This is a genomic window from Nonomuraea sp. NPDC048882, assembly GCF_040649755.1.
Classification (GTDB): Bacteria; Actinomycetota; Actinomycetes; order Streptosporangiales; family Streptosporangiaceae; genus Nonomuraea; species Nonomuraea maheshkhaliensis.
Map to the genome: position 1 here is coordinate 391,296 of NZ_JBEZGB010000004.1, position 14,144 is coordinate 405,439.

Annotated in this window: 11 protein-coding genes and 1 other RNA gene; 8 read left to right on the forward strand and 4 right to left on the reverse strand. The window is 72.4% G+C overall.

Annotation, left to right across the window (positions count from 1 at the left end; genetic code table 11):
* Positions 1–16 precede the first annotated feature (16 nt).
* Together AB0C27_RS16125 and AB0C27_RS16130 are read right to left on the reverse strand one after the other, a co-directional pair.
* On the reverse strand, positions 17–961 hold the full coding sequence (locus AB0C27_RS16125) for a hypothetical protein (protein ID WP_357843967.1): 945 nt from the start codon (positions 959–961) through the stop codon (positions 17–19).
* Positions 954–2,186: a hypothetical protein gene (locus tag AB0C27_RS16130; protein ID WP_357843970.1), complete on the reverse strand. Its 1,233-nt coding sequence runs from the start codon at positions 2,184–2,186 to the stop codon at positions 954–956. Before AB0C27_RS16130 ends, AB0C27_RS16125 begins: the two co-directional genes overlap by 8 nt.
* Positions 2,187–2,244: 58 nt before the next feature.
* Here AB0C27_RS16130 and AB0C27_RS16135 point away from each other — a divergent pair, with 58 nt between their 5' ends.
* Together AB0C27_RS16135 and AB0C27_RS16140 are read left to right on the forward strand one after the other, a co-directional pair.
* Positions 2,245–2,559, forward strand: coding sequence for a CU044_2847 family protein (locus AB0C27_RS16135; protein ID WP_346101283.1), 315 nt, complete (start codon positions 2,245–2,247; stop codon positions 2,557–2,559).
* The gene (locus tag AB0C27_RS16140) at positions 2,556–7,031 is read left to right on the forward strand and encodes a tetratricopeptide repeat protein (protein WP_357843974.1); all 4,476 of its coding nucleotides are present in this window, start codon (positions 2,556–2,558) and stop codon (positions 7,029–7,031) included. Before AB0C27_RS16135 ends, AB0C27_RS16140 begins: the two co-directional genes overlap by 4 nt.
* 64 nt (positions 7,032–7,095) lie before the next feature.
* Here the strand turns inward: AB0C27_RS16140 and AB0C27_RS16145 are convergent, their stop codons facing one another.
* A complete protein-coding gene (locus tag AB0C27_RS16145) occupies positions 7,096–8,550 on the reverse strand; it encodes an NAD(P)/FAD-dependent oxidoreductase (protein ID WP_357843977.1) in 1,455 nt (484 codons plus the stop codon).
* A gap of 105 nt (positions 8,551–8,655) precedes the next feature.
* Here AB0C27_RS16145 and AB0C27_RS16150 point away from each other — a divergent pair, with 105 nt between their 5' ends.
* The 6 genes from AB0C27_RS16150 (at position 8,656) to AB0C27_RS16175 (ending at position 13,262) form a co-directional block, all read left to right on the forward strand.
* Entirely contained in the window at positions 8,656–9,456 is an 801-nt protein-coding gene (locus AB0C27_RS16150; RefSeq protein WP_357843980.1) for a Nif3-like dinuclear metal center hexameric protein, read from the forward strand.
* A gap of 2 nt (positions 9,457–9,458) precedes the next feature.
* Positions 9,459–10,199, forward strand: coding sequence for a C4-type zinc ribbon domain-containing protein (locus tag AB0C27_RS16155; protein WP_357843983.1), 741 nt, complete (start codon positions 9,459–9,461; stop codon positions 10,197–10,199).
* Positions 10,196–11,488 (forward strand): bifunctional RNase H/acid phosphatase, encoded by a 1,293-nt coding sequence (locus tag AB0C27_RS16160; protein ID WP_357843986.1) that lies wholly within the window; start codon positions 10,196–10,198, stop codon positions 11,486–11,488. The genes AB0C27_RS16155 and AB0C27_RS16160 overlap by 4 nt, the downstream gene beginning before the upstream one ends.
* Before the next feature lie 129 nt (positions 11,489–11,617).
* Positions 11,618–12,009, forward strand: an RNA gene (gene rnpB / locus AB0C27_RS16165) — RNase P RNA component class A.
* Positions 12,010–12,181: 172 nt separating this feature from the next.
* Positions 12,182–12,673 (forward strand): SRPBCC family protein, encoded by a 492-nt coding sequence (locus tag AB0C27_RS16170; protein WP_357843989.1) that lies wholly within the window; start codon positions 12,182–12,184, stop codon positions 12,671–12,673.
* A gap of 148 nt (positions 12,674–12,821) precedes the next feature.
* Complete coding sequence (locus AB0C27_RS16175) at positions 12,822–13,262, forward strand: hypothetical protein (protein WP_357843992.1); 441 nt, start codon at positions 12,822–12,824, stop codon at positions 13,260–13,262.
* A 167-nt stretch (positions 13,263–13,429) separates the two neighbouring features.
* Here AB0C27_RS16175 and AB0C27_RS16180 read toward each other — a convergent pair whose 3' ends face one another.
* On the reverse strand, positions 13,430–14,077 hold the full coding sequence (locus tag AB0C27_RS16180) for a class I SAM-dependent methyltransferase (protein ID WP_357843995.1): 648 nt from the start codon (positions 14,075–14,077) through the stop codon (positions 13,430–13,432).
* Between the last annotated feature and the right edge of the window lie 67 nt (positions 14,078–14,144).

Below are 14,144 nucleotides of genomic sequence, written 5' to 3' on the forward strand. Positions count from 1 at the left end.
CCGTGATCGGTGGGGGTCAGGCGCGGGCCCTGGTGGTGTCGTCGCCCCACGGCACCCGGGGCCGGCGCGCGTGGGTCTCGTGGTCGGCGAGCGCGCCCGCCAGGGCCGCGTCCACCTCGCCCAGGCGCTCGTCGATCCCGTCCAGCAACACCCGCGCCCGCTCCGCACCGGAGAGCCCGGCACCGAGCCCGGCGAGGGCGTCGGCGATCTCCCTGTCGGCGCGCGCGTACGCCTTGGCCGACTCAAGCCGCTGCTCCCGCAGGTCGGCCAGCTCGGCGAAGCGGGCGGTGGCGGCCTCCGCGTCGGCCTCGGCCCGTGCCATCGCCTCTTCGGCCGCGCGGAGTGAGGACTGCGCCGTCGCGGCCCGTTCCAGGGACTCGCGCACCCGTGGCGTCAGCGCCGCCCGCCGTTCCTCGCTCAGCAGAAGCAGCTCCTCCGAGCCCGCGAACACGCCCTCCTCGGCAGCCGCGACCGGCGGACCGATCTCGACCAGCCGCCGCTCGATCAGGGCGCGCTGCGCCGCCAGCTCCCCGAGCGCCCCGGCCAGCCGCTCGGCCCTGCGCAGCCGGGTGACCTGCTCGGACAGCTCGGCGTGCTCGTCCACCGCCGCGCGCACCCGTTCCTCGCGCTCACCCAGCGCCGCGCGCCGGGCCCGCAACGCGGACAGCGACTCCCCGAGCGCCGCCAGGTCCTCCTGCCTGGTACGCAGGTACTCCTCCACTTCGGGCCCGGCGTCCGCCTCGGCGAGCAGCCCCGACACCGCGCTGGACAGGCGCGCGAGCTCGGTGACCGCGTCGTCGAGCCGGATGACGCCGTCCAGCGCCGCCACCGGGCCGCCGCCGGGCTCCGCGCGTTCGAGCTCGGCCACCGCCCACGCCGCGGCCCAGCGCAGCGCGTCGAGAGCGGCCTCCCTGCCGCCCGCCTCCACGGCCGCCGTGATCCGCCGCCTCAGTTCATCCATCGCCGTGCCGCTCCTCCAGTACGTACGCCAGCGCCGGACCGCCCCCGTCACCCCGTACGACGACGACCCCGCCACCACGCCGATCCGGCCAGTACGTGACCTCCACCGGCCCCTCAGGCACCGCCGGCCCCGCAACGGCCAACCGCCCCGCCGGAACAGTGGACCCCGGGAAGGCCCTCGTCGGTCCCGGGGCGGTCGGCGATGGCTCCGGCGTGCTCTCCACCTCCAGCGCCCGCCCCTCGGACAGCACCTCGACCACGGCCCTGACGCCCCGCCCGCTAGCCGCCACCGGAATCTCCCACGACCGCAGCAGCCCCCCGGCGACCCGCCGCCCGGCCAGCCGTACGGAAGAGTGCCCGGGCTCGCGCGCCCGCACCGTCCCCGCCGCGATCAGCGCCGCCCCCCGGGCGACGGCGTCGGCGCCCACCTCGCGCACCCCACGCGGAAGGCGCCCGGCCGCGGACACCCCCTCCACCACGGCGGCCCGGACCAGCGACGGCACCCCGGCGCCGCCCGCGACCACCACCTCAGGCTCCAGCCCCGGATGACGGGACAGCAGCGCGGCCACGGCGTCGCGCAGGGCGGCCGCCACCGGCTCGAAACCGTCGAGCACCTGCCCCGCCGTCACCCGGGCCCGCCCCCTGGCCAGCAGCGGCTCGTAGACGAGCGTGGCGCGGTACCGGTCCAGCTCACGCGCCCGAGGCAGCACCAGCCCGGCCCGCTCGGGCCGCTCCAGCACCTCCCTGCGCAGCGCATGCGCGAACTCCGCAACCGGCCGCCCGTCCGCCAGCCGCCGCTCATAGCACTCCACGCCGGCCCGCTCGGAGTCGGCCACGGCCATCTCACCGCCCTCGGCCAGGCACAACGTCACGCAGACGGCGTCCGTGCCGGCGTCGCAGACCGCGAAAACCCCCTCGCACCCGGCGACGACCGCCTCCCCGTGCCCCAGGAAGACCGGCGGCGGCAGCCCGCAGCCGGCGAGCAGCCCGTCCAGCCGCTCCCGCTCCAGCGCGCCCCGCGCCCCGCCGTGCAGCCAGTGATCAGGTACGGCGCACACGAGCGCCCCCGCCGAGCCCAGCCCGCCCAGCAGCTGCGCCAGGAACCGGCCGTCGATCACCTCGGGCGACGGCACCGGCGCACCCGGCACGCCGTCAACGGCCGCCGCCGTCCACGCCGTGCCCACGGCGAGCCCCACCGCCGGATCGGGGTTACGAACAACCGTCACCCAGCGATAGTAAATCGGAGGCCACCGGGCGCATCCGCGAAAAAGGGGGACGGTTCGCGTGAGCAGAGTTGTGCGGTTCAGCACCGACGAGGGGGCCGAGCTGCTGGTGGAGGTCGAGGACGACGCGTACGGCACCGCCAGGATCTCCCGCGGCGACGGCATCATCGACGCGGGCAAGCACCTGGAGGAGGTCCTCGACAAGACGCTGACCACGGTGAAGCCCGTGGTCGAGGCCGTGCGCAGGCTCGCGCCGGACGCCCACGAGATCGAGTTCGGGCTGAAGCTCAACGCCCAGGCCGGCGTGATGGTGGCCAAGACCGCCATCGAGGGCCACTTCACGGTCAAGCTCATCTGGAACAGCCAGGCCCCATGACACGCCCGCCCGATCCCGACCGGCCGCCCTGGCTGGTACGCGTCCGCGCCGCCCCCGAGGACCCGGCGGGCGAGATCGGGGCCGGCCTGCTCGCCGCGGGACGACATGTCCTGACCTGCGCCCACGTCTGCGTGCCCGGTCAGCCGGAGGACGAGCCGCTGCCCGCCGAGCCGCCGGCGGTGCCGCTGGACGTCAGCTTCCAGTTCTGCGGCAACGTGCCGATCCAGGCCGTGGTGGCGCCGGGCGGCTGGTTCCCCGGGCCTGACATCGCCGTGCTGGAGCTGCTGGAGGAGCCGCCGGCGGACGCCGTCCCCGCCCCGCTCTGCACGGCCAGGGGGACGCGCGGGCACGACGTCACCGTCCACGGCTATCCGAGGGGGTTCGACCACGACGCCGTGCCGTCCACCGGCTTCGTCCAGGCGGTCACCGGCCAGGGCTGGCTGGCGCTGGTCTCCCGCGAGGGCATCAACCTGGAGGCGGGCTTCTCGGGGGCGCCGGTGTACGACCACGCGCTCGACGGCGTCATCGGCATGGTCGTCAGGCGGGTGGAGGTACGCAGGTCGGGAGATCCGCGTACCGGCTTCGCCATCGCCGCCGACGACCTGGCGGCCCGCCTGCCAGGGCTGCCCGGTGGGCTGCGCAGGCCGTTCACCAGGCAGGACCGGGCCCGGGTCGAGGCGCTGACCACGCTCCCGCTGAGCGTCGGCGGCGAGCTGCCCCGGGTGCGCGACGCCGACGTGCACGACCTCGGCGTCACCGTGGCGCGCGGCGCCCGCGGGGACCCACCCGTGTACGTGCCGCGCAGGCGGGTGGACGAGGAGCTGGCCGCGGCGCTGGCGCACCCGTTCGTGGTGGCCATGGGCCCCTCGGCGGCCGGCAAGTCCCGCTCACTCGTCGAGCTGCTGCGGCGGGAGCGGCCGGACGCGGCGATCATCGTCCCGTGGGCCAGGACCGGCACGGTCGACGAGCTGTCCAAGCTGACGCTGCCGCTGCCGCCCCAGGGCGCGGTCATGTGGCTGGAGAACCTGGACGAGTTCCTCAGCGCCCAGAGCCTCAACACCGCCAGCCTCGACCGGCTCGCCGCGCACGACCCGCCGATCACGGTCGTCGCGACCATGCGCGGCACCGTCTACCGCACCCTCGTCGCCCAGAGCACCCACGTCGCCAAGACGACGGAGGCGGTGCTGACCAGGGCCGCGCAGGTGGAGGTCCCGGCCGCGCTGGCCGAGGAGGACCGGCCGCGCGCCGCCGAGCTCTACCCCGACGACGACTTCACCGAACGGGGAGTGGGCGAGGTGCTGGTCGGGGCCCGGCAGCTCGAAGTCCACTACCGCTACCCCGACTCCAGGGAGGGCCTGGCCGTGCTCCAGGCCGCGATCGACTGGAGCAGGACCGGCGTGCGCACGCCGATCGGCGAGCCGGCGCTGCGCGAGCTGTCGGCCGCCCGCCTCGCCGAGGAACTGCCCAACGCCGACCCTGACGCCGCCTTCGCCGCCGGGCTCGCGTGGGCGCTCGAACAGCTCGACGGCAACGTCCACCCCATGCTGCGGGTATGGGCGCCCGGCGGCGGGGCCGCGTACCGGCCGCACAACTACCTCGTCGCGCTGGCCTCGGGCGACCGCGACGTGGTCGCCGCGCGGCCGATCGCCCAGGCCGCCTGGGAGCGGGCCGTGGCGGACGCGCCGGCCGAGGACCTGCTGACGCTCACGTACACGGCGTTCGTCCAGGGGCAGTCCGGCGTGGTCAGGCAGGCGGCCGCCAGGGCGCGGGAGCTGGCGGGCGAGCCGGAGATCAGGGCGTGGGCCACCGTGCTGCTCGGCTCGGTCGAGGGGCTGGAGGGCGACTTCGCGCGGGCGCGTGAGCTGCTGGAGGAGGCGCAGGTCTCGGGGATCGCCGAGGTCGTGACGCTGGCCGCGTACGAGCTGGGGCCGCTGCTGCTCAACATCGGCGACATGACCCGCGCGGCCGAGGTGCTCGAACCGCTCTTCGACGACCCGGACGCGCCGCCGGGGCTGCTGGCCGAGGTCCAGCTCGCCATGGTGCGCATCAGGCAGGGCCGGCAGGACGAGGCGATCGAGCTGCTGACGGAGGCCGCCGCGGCGGACGATCCGCGACCGGCCGAGACCGGCGTGCGCAAGTCGGCCGTCGAGCCCGGGCGTCAGCACGGCCCCGGCAACGAGCGCGAGCGCAGATTCCAGCGGCTGCGCGACGAACACGCCGGCGCGGGCCGTCCCGACGGGCCCGGACTGCTCTCCGGGGAGCGGCAGGAGATGTTCCAGGCGCTGCGCGGCGCGGGGGAGTCGCTGGCCCCGCTGCTGGCGCGCACGCTGCTCAGCGGCCTGCTCGTCGGCAGGGGCGAGATGACCGACGCGCGCCGGCTGCTGGAGTCGGTCGCCGAGTCGCAGGACCCGCGCGTGCTGCCGCTGCTGCACGCGGCCATGGGCGGGCTGGCCCTGGTGGAGCAGGACTTCGACACCGCCAGGGAGCTGCTCGGGCAGGCGGCCGCCTCCGGCCATCCTGGCGCGGCCCCCGCCGCCCGGCTGGACCTCGCCGACCTCGCCTACCGGGAGGGCGACGCCGAGACCACGCGGGAGCTGCTGGACGCGATCGTGGCCGAGGGCCACCCCGACTTCGCCCCGCGCGCGAGCAGCCTGCTCGGCAACCTGCTCGCCCTGCAAGGGGACTTCGCCGGCGCGCGGGACGCCTACCAGGCGGCCGTCGACGCGGGCAACGCCTACTGGTCGCCGATGGCCAAGATCGAGCTGGCCGTCCTGCTCGCGCAGCAGGACGCCGAGCAGGCCCCGCGCTCGCGGCTGCTGCTCGAAGAGGTGATGGCCGAGGAGCATCCCGACCACGCGCCCCGCGCCGCCGACCTCCTCGGCGACCTGCTCAGCGGCCTGGGGGAGACAGCGGGCGCGGAGGTGGCGTACCGGCGGGCCATCGACTCCGGCAACCACTACTGGGCGCCCATGGCCAAGCTCGACCTCGCCGCCCTGCTCGACCAGCTCCCCTCGCCGCCGCTGGCCGTCGTCGAGACGCTGCTCAACGAGGTGGCGGGGGCGCCGCACCCCGACCACGGCCCGCGCGCCGCCGAGATGCTCGGCGAGCTGATGATCGAGCTCGGCCGCCCGGACGAGGCCGAGCGGCGCTTCCAGGAGGCCATCGAACGCGACCACCCGTACTGGTCGCCACTGGCTCAGATCGGCCTGGCCGCCGTCCGCGCCGACCAGGGGCGCGACGAGGGCGTCCTGGACCTGCTCGAAGCGGCCGGCGCGGCGGACGACGCGCAGATCTCCGCCGTCGCGCTGCTGCGCCGCGCCGCCCTGCTCCTCGACGCCGGCCGGACCGAGGAGGCCGGCGCCGACCTGAGCGCCGCCGCCGGCTCCACGCTCACCGAGTTCGCCGCGCTGGCGCTGGTCGAACAGGCCAAGCTGGCGGTACGGGACGGTGATCTCCAGCGCGCCGTGGCCCGCCTCGAAACCATGCGGGAACGGCTGGCCTTCCTCGGCACGCCGACGTCCCGTACCCGCGAGCTGGGCCTGCCGGAGGGGACCGGCTTCGCCTACCTGCGGGCGTGCGACTTCCTGCACGACATGAACGAGATGGACACGGCGGGCGAACTGCTAGAAGAACTGCTCGCCCGGCCGCCCGTCACCCTGGAGCCCGGCCTCCTGCCCGCCGCGCAGGCGCGGCTCGGGCGGATCCGGTACATGGAGGGCCGCTTCGACGAGGCGCGGGCGCTGCTGTGGCAGGCGCTGGCCGGGGACGTCCCGTACGTGATGCCGATGGCGCGGGCCTACCTGGCCAGCCTGTTCATGAAGCAGGACAAGCTCAGTGCCGCCGCCGAGATGGTCGAGCCGCTGGTGCGGGAGGGGGACGCCGAGTACCGGCCGTTCGCGATGGCGCTGCTGGGGCGGATCAGGGTGGTGACGGGGGCGTACGAGGAGGGGCGGGGGCTGCTGGAACGGGCGTTGGCGGAGACGGTGGAGTCGGGGGACGAGGACGCGGCGGCGGAGATCCGCGACAGCCTCGCAGTCCTCTCCACCGCCCGCCCACCCGCCACCGTCCCCGACCCGGCCCCCGCACCACTTTCGGCCACGGACGAGACCGCGCCGCGCCCCAGCACTGGTGACCTCGTGCCGGAGGCGGTCGACGAGCAGACGGAAGGGCCGGCGGCGGAGGTCAAGTTGTGGCTGGGGGAGGTGGCCTCGGCGCAAGGGGAGGTCGAGGAGGCGGCCTGGTGGTTCGGCGAGGTCATCGACGGCGCCGACCCGGCCACCCGCGACCTCGCCCGACTCGCCCTGGCCACCCTCCGATACGAGCAGGGCGACCTCGACACCGCCGCCGACCTCGCCCGGTCCCCGGTCACCGCGCACGGCGAGGTGTCCGTCCGCGCCGCCGCCCTGCTCACGGAGATCGCCGACCTCCGCTGCTTCCACCTGCGCGCCGGCGGCGGACCACCGACGAGGTGACCAGCCGGGCGACCTCAGCCGACAGGGGACCTTGGCCGGGCGATCTCAGCCCAGTGGCCCCGATCTACGTGGCCCCGGCGCTCCGGTACGCCGGCTGCGGCGGCCGGGCCGTGAGCCGGCGGTAGAGCGTCGTCGGCCCCGGCCAGTTGTTCGTGACCCGCCCGTCGGCCGTCTTGTACCAGCTCTGACACCCCTCACCCCACACCATCCGCGACATGGCCGCGTCGAGCTGCCGCCGCCAGGCCGCCATCGCCTCAGGCCGCACCTCGATGGGCCCGTGCCCGGCCAGGTACGGCAGGCACGCCATGATGTGGTTCACCTGGCATTCGATCATGAAGACGATGGAGTTGTGCCCGAGGTTGGTGTTGGGCCCGTACAGCATGAACAGGTTGGGGAAGGCCGGCAGCGAGATGCCCAGATAGGCCTCGGCGCCGTCCTTCCACCGCTCCTCCAGGGAGAGCCCGTCGCGTCCGACCACCTCCATCGGCGCGAGGAACTCGGTGCTCCTGAAGCCGGTGCCGTAGACGATGGTGTCGACCTCGTACGAGCCTTCGGTGGTCTCGACGCCCCCGGGCGTGATCCGGACGATCTTGTCGGTGACGAGTGACACATTGGGCCTGGTCAGGGCCGGATAGAAGGAGCTGTCGATGACGACCCGCTTGCACCCGGGCGGATAGTCGGGCGTGAGCCTGGCCCGCAGCTCGGGGTCGGGCACCTGGTCGCGCAGGTGGCGCAGCGCCCGCTGCTTGAGCAGCCCCTCGCTCCAGCCCTGGGCGAGCGCGGGGTAGAGGGTGCCTTCTGCGTAGCGGTAGATCCATTCGCGGTACGCGCGCTGCAGCCCCGGCACGTAGTGGAAGGCGAACCTGACCAGCGGCCCGAACGTGGCGTCCGGCTTGGGGATGACCCAGTTGGGCGTGCGCTGGAAGACGTGGAGGTGCCTCGCCCGTTCGGCGACGCGCGGGATGAACTGGGCCGCCGACGATCCGTTCCCGATGACCGCGACACGCCTGCCGGTGAGGTCGTGCTCGTGGTTCCAGCGGGAGGAGTGGAACGAGACGCCCTCAAAATCTGACATGCCAGGAATGTCGGGCATCCGGGGCCGGTTGAGCTGCCCCACCCCCATGACCACCACGTCGAACCGCTCCGTCCGCTCGCCGCCGTCCTCTGTGGCCGTGGTGACCTGCCAGCCCGAGCCGCCGAACTCCGCCCGCCTGACCTCCGTACGGAACCGGATCTTCTCCCTGACGCGGTACTTGTCCGCGCAGTGTTCGAGATAACCGAGGATCTCGGGCTGCTCGGGATAGCGCCGCGTCCAGCTTGAGTACTTCTCGAATGAGTACGAGTACAGATGTGAGGGAATGTCGCACCCGGCCCCCGGATAACTGTTGTCCCGCCAGGTGCCGCCGAGCTCGCCGGCCTTCTCGAAGACCGTGTACGACCGGATGCCGGCGCGTTCGAGCCGGATCGCCATGCACAGCCCACCGAACCCCGCACCGACGATCGCCACGCTTGGTGCCATGCCGTCCTCCCGCCTCAAGTCAGGATCCACTTACGTTACGCCGAACCCCGTTCTGAAGACACCCCCGCGAACCCGGCGGACCGGTAGTCTGCGCAGGTGGCTGCTGTGACGTTGACGAACGTGATCGAGGTGCTGGAGGCGGCCTACCCGCCCGGCCGGGCGGAGTCGTGGGACGCGGTGGGGCTGGTCAGCGGAGATCCGGCCCAGGAGGTGCGCCGGGTGCTGCTCGCGGTCGACCCGGTCGCCGCCGTGGCCGAGGAGGCGCTCGACTGGGGGGCCGACCTGATCGTCACCCATCACCCCCTCTACCTGCGCGGCACGACGACCGTCGCGGCCACCACGCCGAAGGGCCGCCTGATCCGCACCCTGATCAAGAACGACGTCGCCCTCTACACCGCCCACACCAACGCCGACGTCGCCAACCCGGGGGTCTCCGACGCCCTGGCCAGAGCCGTCGGCCTCGTGGGTGATCTGGTGCCGCTCAAGCCGTTCCCGGACGACCCGTGGCGCGGGCTGGGCCGCATCGGGGAGGTGGCCGAGGGCATGACGCTGGGCGAGTTCGCCGCACAGGCGGCCAAGGGCCTGCCGCGAACGTTCGCGGGCCTCCGGGTGGCGGGCGAGCCGTCCCGCCCGGTCGCGCGCGTGGCGGTCAGCGGGGGAGCGGGCGACTCGCTGCTCGCCACGGCCGCCGCCGCAGGTGTCGACGTCTTCCTGACCGCCGATCTGCGGCACCATCCGGCCAGCGAGTTCGTGGAGTCCGGCGGCCCCGCGCTGATCGACGCCGCCCACTGGGCCACCGAGTGGCCCTGGCTCGACAGCGCGGCGTCCATCCTGCACGCCAGTGGCGTTACCGTTGAGACGCATGTCTCCGCCACGGTCACCGATGCTTGGACAAGAGGATATTGATCATGAAAGCAGCCCCCGAGGCCCAGAAGCGACTGCTCGACCTGGCAGAGCTCGACTCCGTGATTGATCGGCTGGCCCACCGCCGCCGCACCCTTCCCGAGCTGGCCGTGATCGACGAGAAGTCGAAGTCGCACGCCAGGCTCGCCACTCAGGTGATCGAGGCCGAGACCGAGGCGGGCGACCTGGCGCGCGAGCAGACCAAGGCCGAGAGTGACGTCGAAGCCGTGCGCACCCGGGCCGACCGCGACCAGAAACGCCTCGACTCCGGCGCCGTGACCTCGCCCCGCGACCTGGCGAGCCTCCAGTCCGAGATCGTCTCGCTGCACAAGCGCCAGGGCGACCTGGAAGAGGTCGTGCTGGAGATCATGGAGCGCAGGGAGGCCGCCGACACCAAGGTGACCGACCTGGGGGCCAAGAGCGACGAGGTCCGCGCCGAGCTCTCGGCGGCCGAAGACCGCCGCGACGCCGCGCTCGCCGAGATCGAGAAGGAGACGGGCGAGGTCCAGGGCCGCCGCACGGGCGTCGCCGGCGAGATCCCCGCCGACCTGCTCAAGCTCTACGAGAAGCTCAGGGAGCAGTACGGCGTGGGCGCCGCCATGCTGCACGGCGGCCGGTGCCAGGGCTGCAAGGTTGCCCTGTCCATCGCCGAGATGAACCGCATCAAGGCCGCTCCCCACGACGAGGTGCTGCGGTGTGAGGAGTGCCGCCGCATCCTCGTCCGTACGGCAGAGTCAGGCCTGTGACCTCCTACGTCATCGAGGCGGACGGCGGCTCGCGGGGCAACCCCGGGCCCGCCGGTTACGGCGCGGTCGTCAAGGACGCCGCCGACGGCCAGGTGCTGGCCGAGGCGGCCGAGGCGATCGGCGTCACCACCAACAACGTCGCCGAATACCGCGGCCTGATCGCGGGCCTGCAGGCCGTGCTCGACCTGGGCGGCGACGGGTCGGCGGTGGCGGTGCGGATGGACTCGAAGCTGGTCATCGAGCAGATGGCCGGCCGCTGGAAGATCAAGAACGAGGGTCTGCGCCCGCTGGCGGCGCAGGCGGGGTCGCTGGTCAGGCGGCTGCGCGTGACGGAGTGGACCTGGATCCCGCGCGAACGCAACAAGCACGCCGACCGCCTGGCCAACGAGGCCATGGACGCCGCCGCCAAGGGGCTGACCTGGACGGCCGGGGGCACGTTGGGGGACGACGGCGCCTCCAGAAGTACTGGCACAGCCAAGAAGGCGACGCAGACCGACAGAGGCTCCCAGCCCTCCACAAAGGGATCGAGTAAGCCGGCGGGCCAGACCGACCTCCTCGACACCGGCCTATCCGGCCCCACGGCCTCCCTGGCCTCCGCCCAGCAGAAAGCCAGACCCACGAACACGACGGCCACCGGAACCGGAAGCGGTACTGGCTGGGCCCCACCCACCCGAGTCGCCACCTCCCTGCTCCTCCTCCGTCACGGCGAAACCGAACTGAGCGTCGAACGCAGGTTCTCAGGCCTCGGCGACGCCGAACTCACGGCCGCCGGCCTCGCTCAGGCATCCGCAGCAGCGGAGCGGCTGTCGCGGGAGCCGTACCGGCTGGACGTGATCGTCACCTCCCCGCTCAAGCGCGCCCGCCAGACCGCGCAGGCGGTCGCCGCCCGCACCGGCCTCGACGTGGACGTGTGCGAAGACCTCAGGGAGGCCGATTTCGGCGCCTGGGAGGGCCACACGTTCACGGAGGTGCAGCGCCGCTGGCCCACCGAACTCGCGGCCTGGCTCGCCGACCCGGAGGTCGCCCCGCCGGGCGGCGAGAGCTTCGCCACGACCGCCCGCCGCGTAGAGGCGGCCAGGGAACGGCTGGCGGAACGGCACGAGGGCAAGACGGTGCTGGCGGTCTCGCACGTGACGCCCATCAAACTGCTCCTGCGGCAGGCCCTGCTGGCGCCGCTGGAGTCGCTGTACCGCATGCACCTCGACCTGGCCTGCCTGTCGCTGATCGAGTACTACGCCGACGGCCCGTCCGTGGTGAAGTCCTTCAACGACACCTCCCACCTCCGCTGACGGACGCCGTGCCGGAACTCCACCCGGCGCGGCCGACCGGGGACGGCAGACCTGGGAACGGCCGACCGGGGACGGCAGACTGGGGGCGGCCGACCGGGGAGCGGCCGAAATTTGATACCCTTCCGCAGACGAGTCGGCCGGGCGACCGCGTCGGGCCTCATCAGGCCCGCCGAGGAAGGTCCGGGCTCCACAGGGCAGGGTGGTCGGTAACGCCGACCCGGGGTGACCCGCGGGAAAGTGCCACAGAAAGCAGACCGCCTTCCGGCCTGGCCGGGAGGTAAGGGTGAAAGGGTGGTGTAAGAGACCACCAGCGCCCACGGTGACGTGGGCGGCTAGGTAAACCCCACCCGGAGCAAGGTCAAGAAGGGACGCTCTCCGGAGCGTTCCGCGCGCGACGTTCGAGGGCTGCCCGCCCGAGCCGCGCGGGTAGACCGCTTGAGACCGCCGGCAACGGCGGCCCTAGATGGATGGTCGCCCCTTCACCAGAAGGACAGAACCCGGCCTACAGGCCGACTCGTCACCCACCCTCTCTGACCAGGGCTGAATCCGCGCCCCCTCGGCAAGGCATGCCTCCACACGGGGAGCGAGCACCTGACGGCGCCTCGACCAAGGCGCCGCTTCATTAGCATGGACTAATATAAGGCGATGCTGCTAGCGTGCGTCCCGTTCACTCGAGAACTGGAGCACTCCGCCATGAAGTACACCGTTTCGATCGAGATCGCTTTGCCACGGGAGAAGGTGGCCCAGCTGCTCGCCGACCCGGAACACGTGTCGAAATGGCTGCGGGGCCTGGTGCTGCACGAGCCGCTGAACGGGGTGCACGGGCAGGTCGGCACCAAGTCGCGAGTGGTGATGCAGATGGGCCGGCAGCAGATGGAGGCCACCGAGACCATCACGCGCCGGGAACCGGTGGACCTGCACGAGATCCCGCGGGAGACCGTCGTCCACTTCGACCGCGAGATCATCGGCAACGGCATGTGGAGCATGGTCCGCGACCGCCTGACCGAAGCAGGCCCGGAGACGACGCTCTGGGAGAGCGAGAGCGAGTACCGGTTCAGCGGCTTGCTGATGCGGCTGATGGGGCTCGTGATGCCCGGGGCCTTCCGCAAGCAGTCGCTCAAGCACATGCAGGACTTCAAGGCATTCGCCGAGCACGGAACGGACGTCCGCCAAGTCTCGGGCTGATCTACGGCCTGAACGCGAGAGCCGAAACGCCTCGCCCGCGTGGAGGAATTGAATGGGCTGCGTCACTCGCGAAAATGTCACGCCGTGCACGAGTCCTTGACGCCCTGGAGATATTTACCGGCAGGCCCCACTCAGGCATATTGAGCCCATGAGCCCGGCCGACCGCAGGCCCTGGTGGGACGAACTCCCCGTCACCCAGAAAATCATCGTGTTCGTGGCCCCGCCGTGCATCGCGATTTTCAGCGTGACGAGGCTGATCATTGTCCGGCCTTCAGGCTTCGAACTCGTGACGCTCCTGGCCCTCGTGCTCCTGGGCGTCGTGCTGTGCGCCGGCACGGTGCGTGATCTCTTGCGCATGAGAACCCGGAAAACGCAGGGGCGTCCTCTCTTTGAGATCACCATGCGCGGATACCGCCGGAGCGACGTGGACAGCTACATAGCGTCGTTGGAACGGCCGGCTGATGACGCTTCTCCCGCGAACACGCAACCTCTGCCCGACCGGCCGCAGTTCGTGACGGTATGGCGCGGCTACAACCCGCGCCGGGTGAACGAATACCTCTCCGAAAAAGGCAGAGACGCGATCTCCTGACCGTCCGGCATTGTCGGCTCGCGAGCCCGTGATGCACGCCGTTGCCTGAACCACCGCCGCCTGAACCAGGGAAGGAGATGACCTGCGAGCCGCTGGTCACCTTCGCCCGCGCGGAGTCCGTGGCGCCCGTCGCGTACGCGGTGGCCGGCGACGAGCGGTAGTGGTCGTCACCGCTTACGGACCAGCAACTGCACCGCCTGCGACCGGTGGCCGTTCATCGTGGTGACCTCGATCCGATGCTCGTCCACCAGGTCGAAGCCCGACAGCAGGGTGTGCAACTCCGCGAGGTCGTGGTGCCGGCACACCGCACCGTCGTCAGTGGCGAAGACTCCGTACGGTGTGCCGAATCGCTGCGCGTGGGCGGCGTAACGGCGGTGGTTTCGTTCGTCGTCCTGGAGGATCATGTCGCTGACGTAGAGCAGCCCGCCGGGCGCCAGGACCCGGCTCAGCTCGGCGACCATCGCCCGCTGAGCGGCATCGTCGGGGACGCACGTCAGCACCGCGAACAGCAGGACGACATCGAAGCTCGCCGACGCGCAGGTCAGGTCCGGTGGGGACTCCAGGACGGCGAAGCGCAGGTCAGGCCGTAGCTGGCGACCCCGCTCGATCAGCGCGGAAGACAGGTCAACGCCGGATACGTCGGAGAAGCCGTGCTCGCTCAGCTCGGCCATGACCCGGCCGTACCCACATCCGTAGTCCAGGACCCGAGCGTCCGGTCTCACCCTCGCCAGCCAGCTGAAATCGACCGGATGGGTGAACGTCTTCGTCGCCCCGACGCCGTCCCAGTATGCGATCTGACTGCCAAGATCCTTCATGCGAGTACAGAATACGGCCGGCCGTCACCGCTCTCATGATGGCGGCGCAAGCATGGAGTACCGGATG

Bases quoted from the DNA above. Each gene is read 5' to 3' on its own strand.
- AB0C27_RS16170 (WP_357843989.1), top strand. From the start codon at position 12,182: ATGAAGTACACCGTTTCGATCGAGATCGCTTTGCCACGGGAGAAGGTG.
- AB0C27_RS16140 (WP_357843974.1), top strand. From the start codon at position 2,556: ATGACACGCCCGCCCGATCCCGACCGGCCGCCCTGGCTGGTACGCGTC.
- AB0C27_RS16155 (WP_357843983.1), top strand. From the start codon at position 9,459: ATGAAAGCAGCCCCCGAGGCCCAGAAGCGACTGCTCGACCTGGCAGAG.
- AB0C27_RS16180 (WP_357843995.1), bottom strand. From the start codon at position 14,077: ATGAAGGATCTTGGCAGTCAGATCGCATACTGGGACGGCGTCGGGGCG.
- AB0C27_RS16145 (WP_357843977.1), bottom strand. From the start codon at position 8,550: ATGGCACCAAGCGTGGCGATCGTCGGTGCGGGGTTCGGTGGGCTGTGC.
- AB0C27_RS16175 (WP_357843992.1), top strand. From the start codon at position 12,822: ATGAGCCCGGCCGACCGCAGGCCCTGGTGGGACGAACTCCCCGTCACC.
- AB0C27_RS16125 (WP_357843967.1), bottom strand. From the start codon at position 961: ATGGATGAACTGAGGCGGCGGATCACGGCGGCCGTGGAGGCGGGCGGC.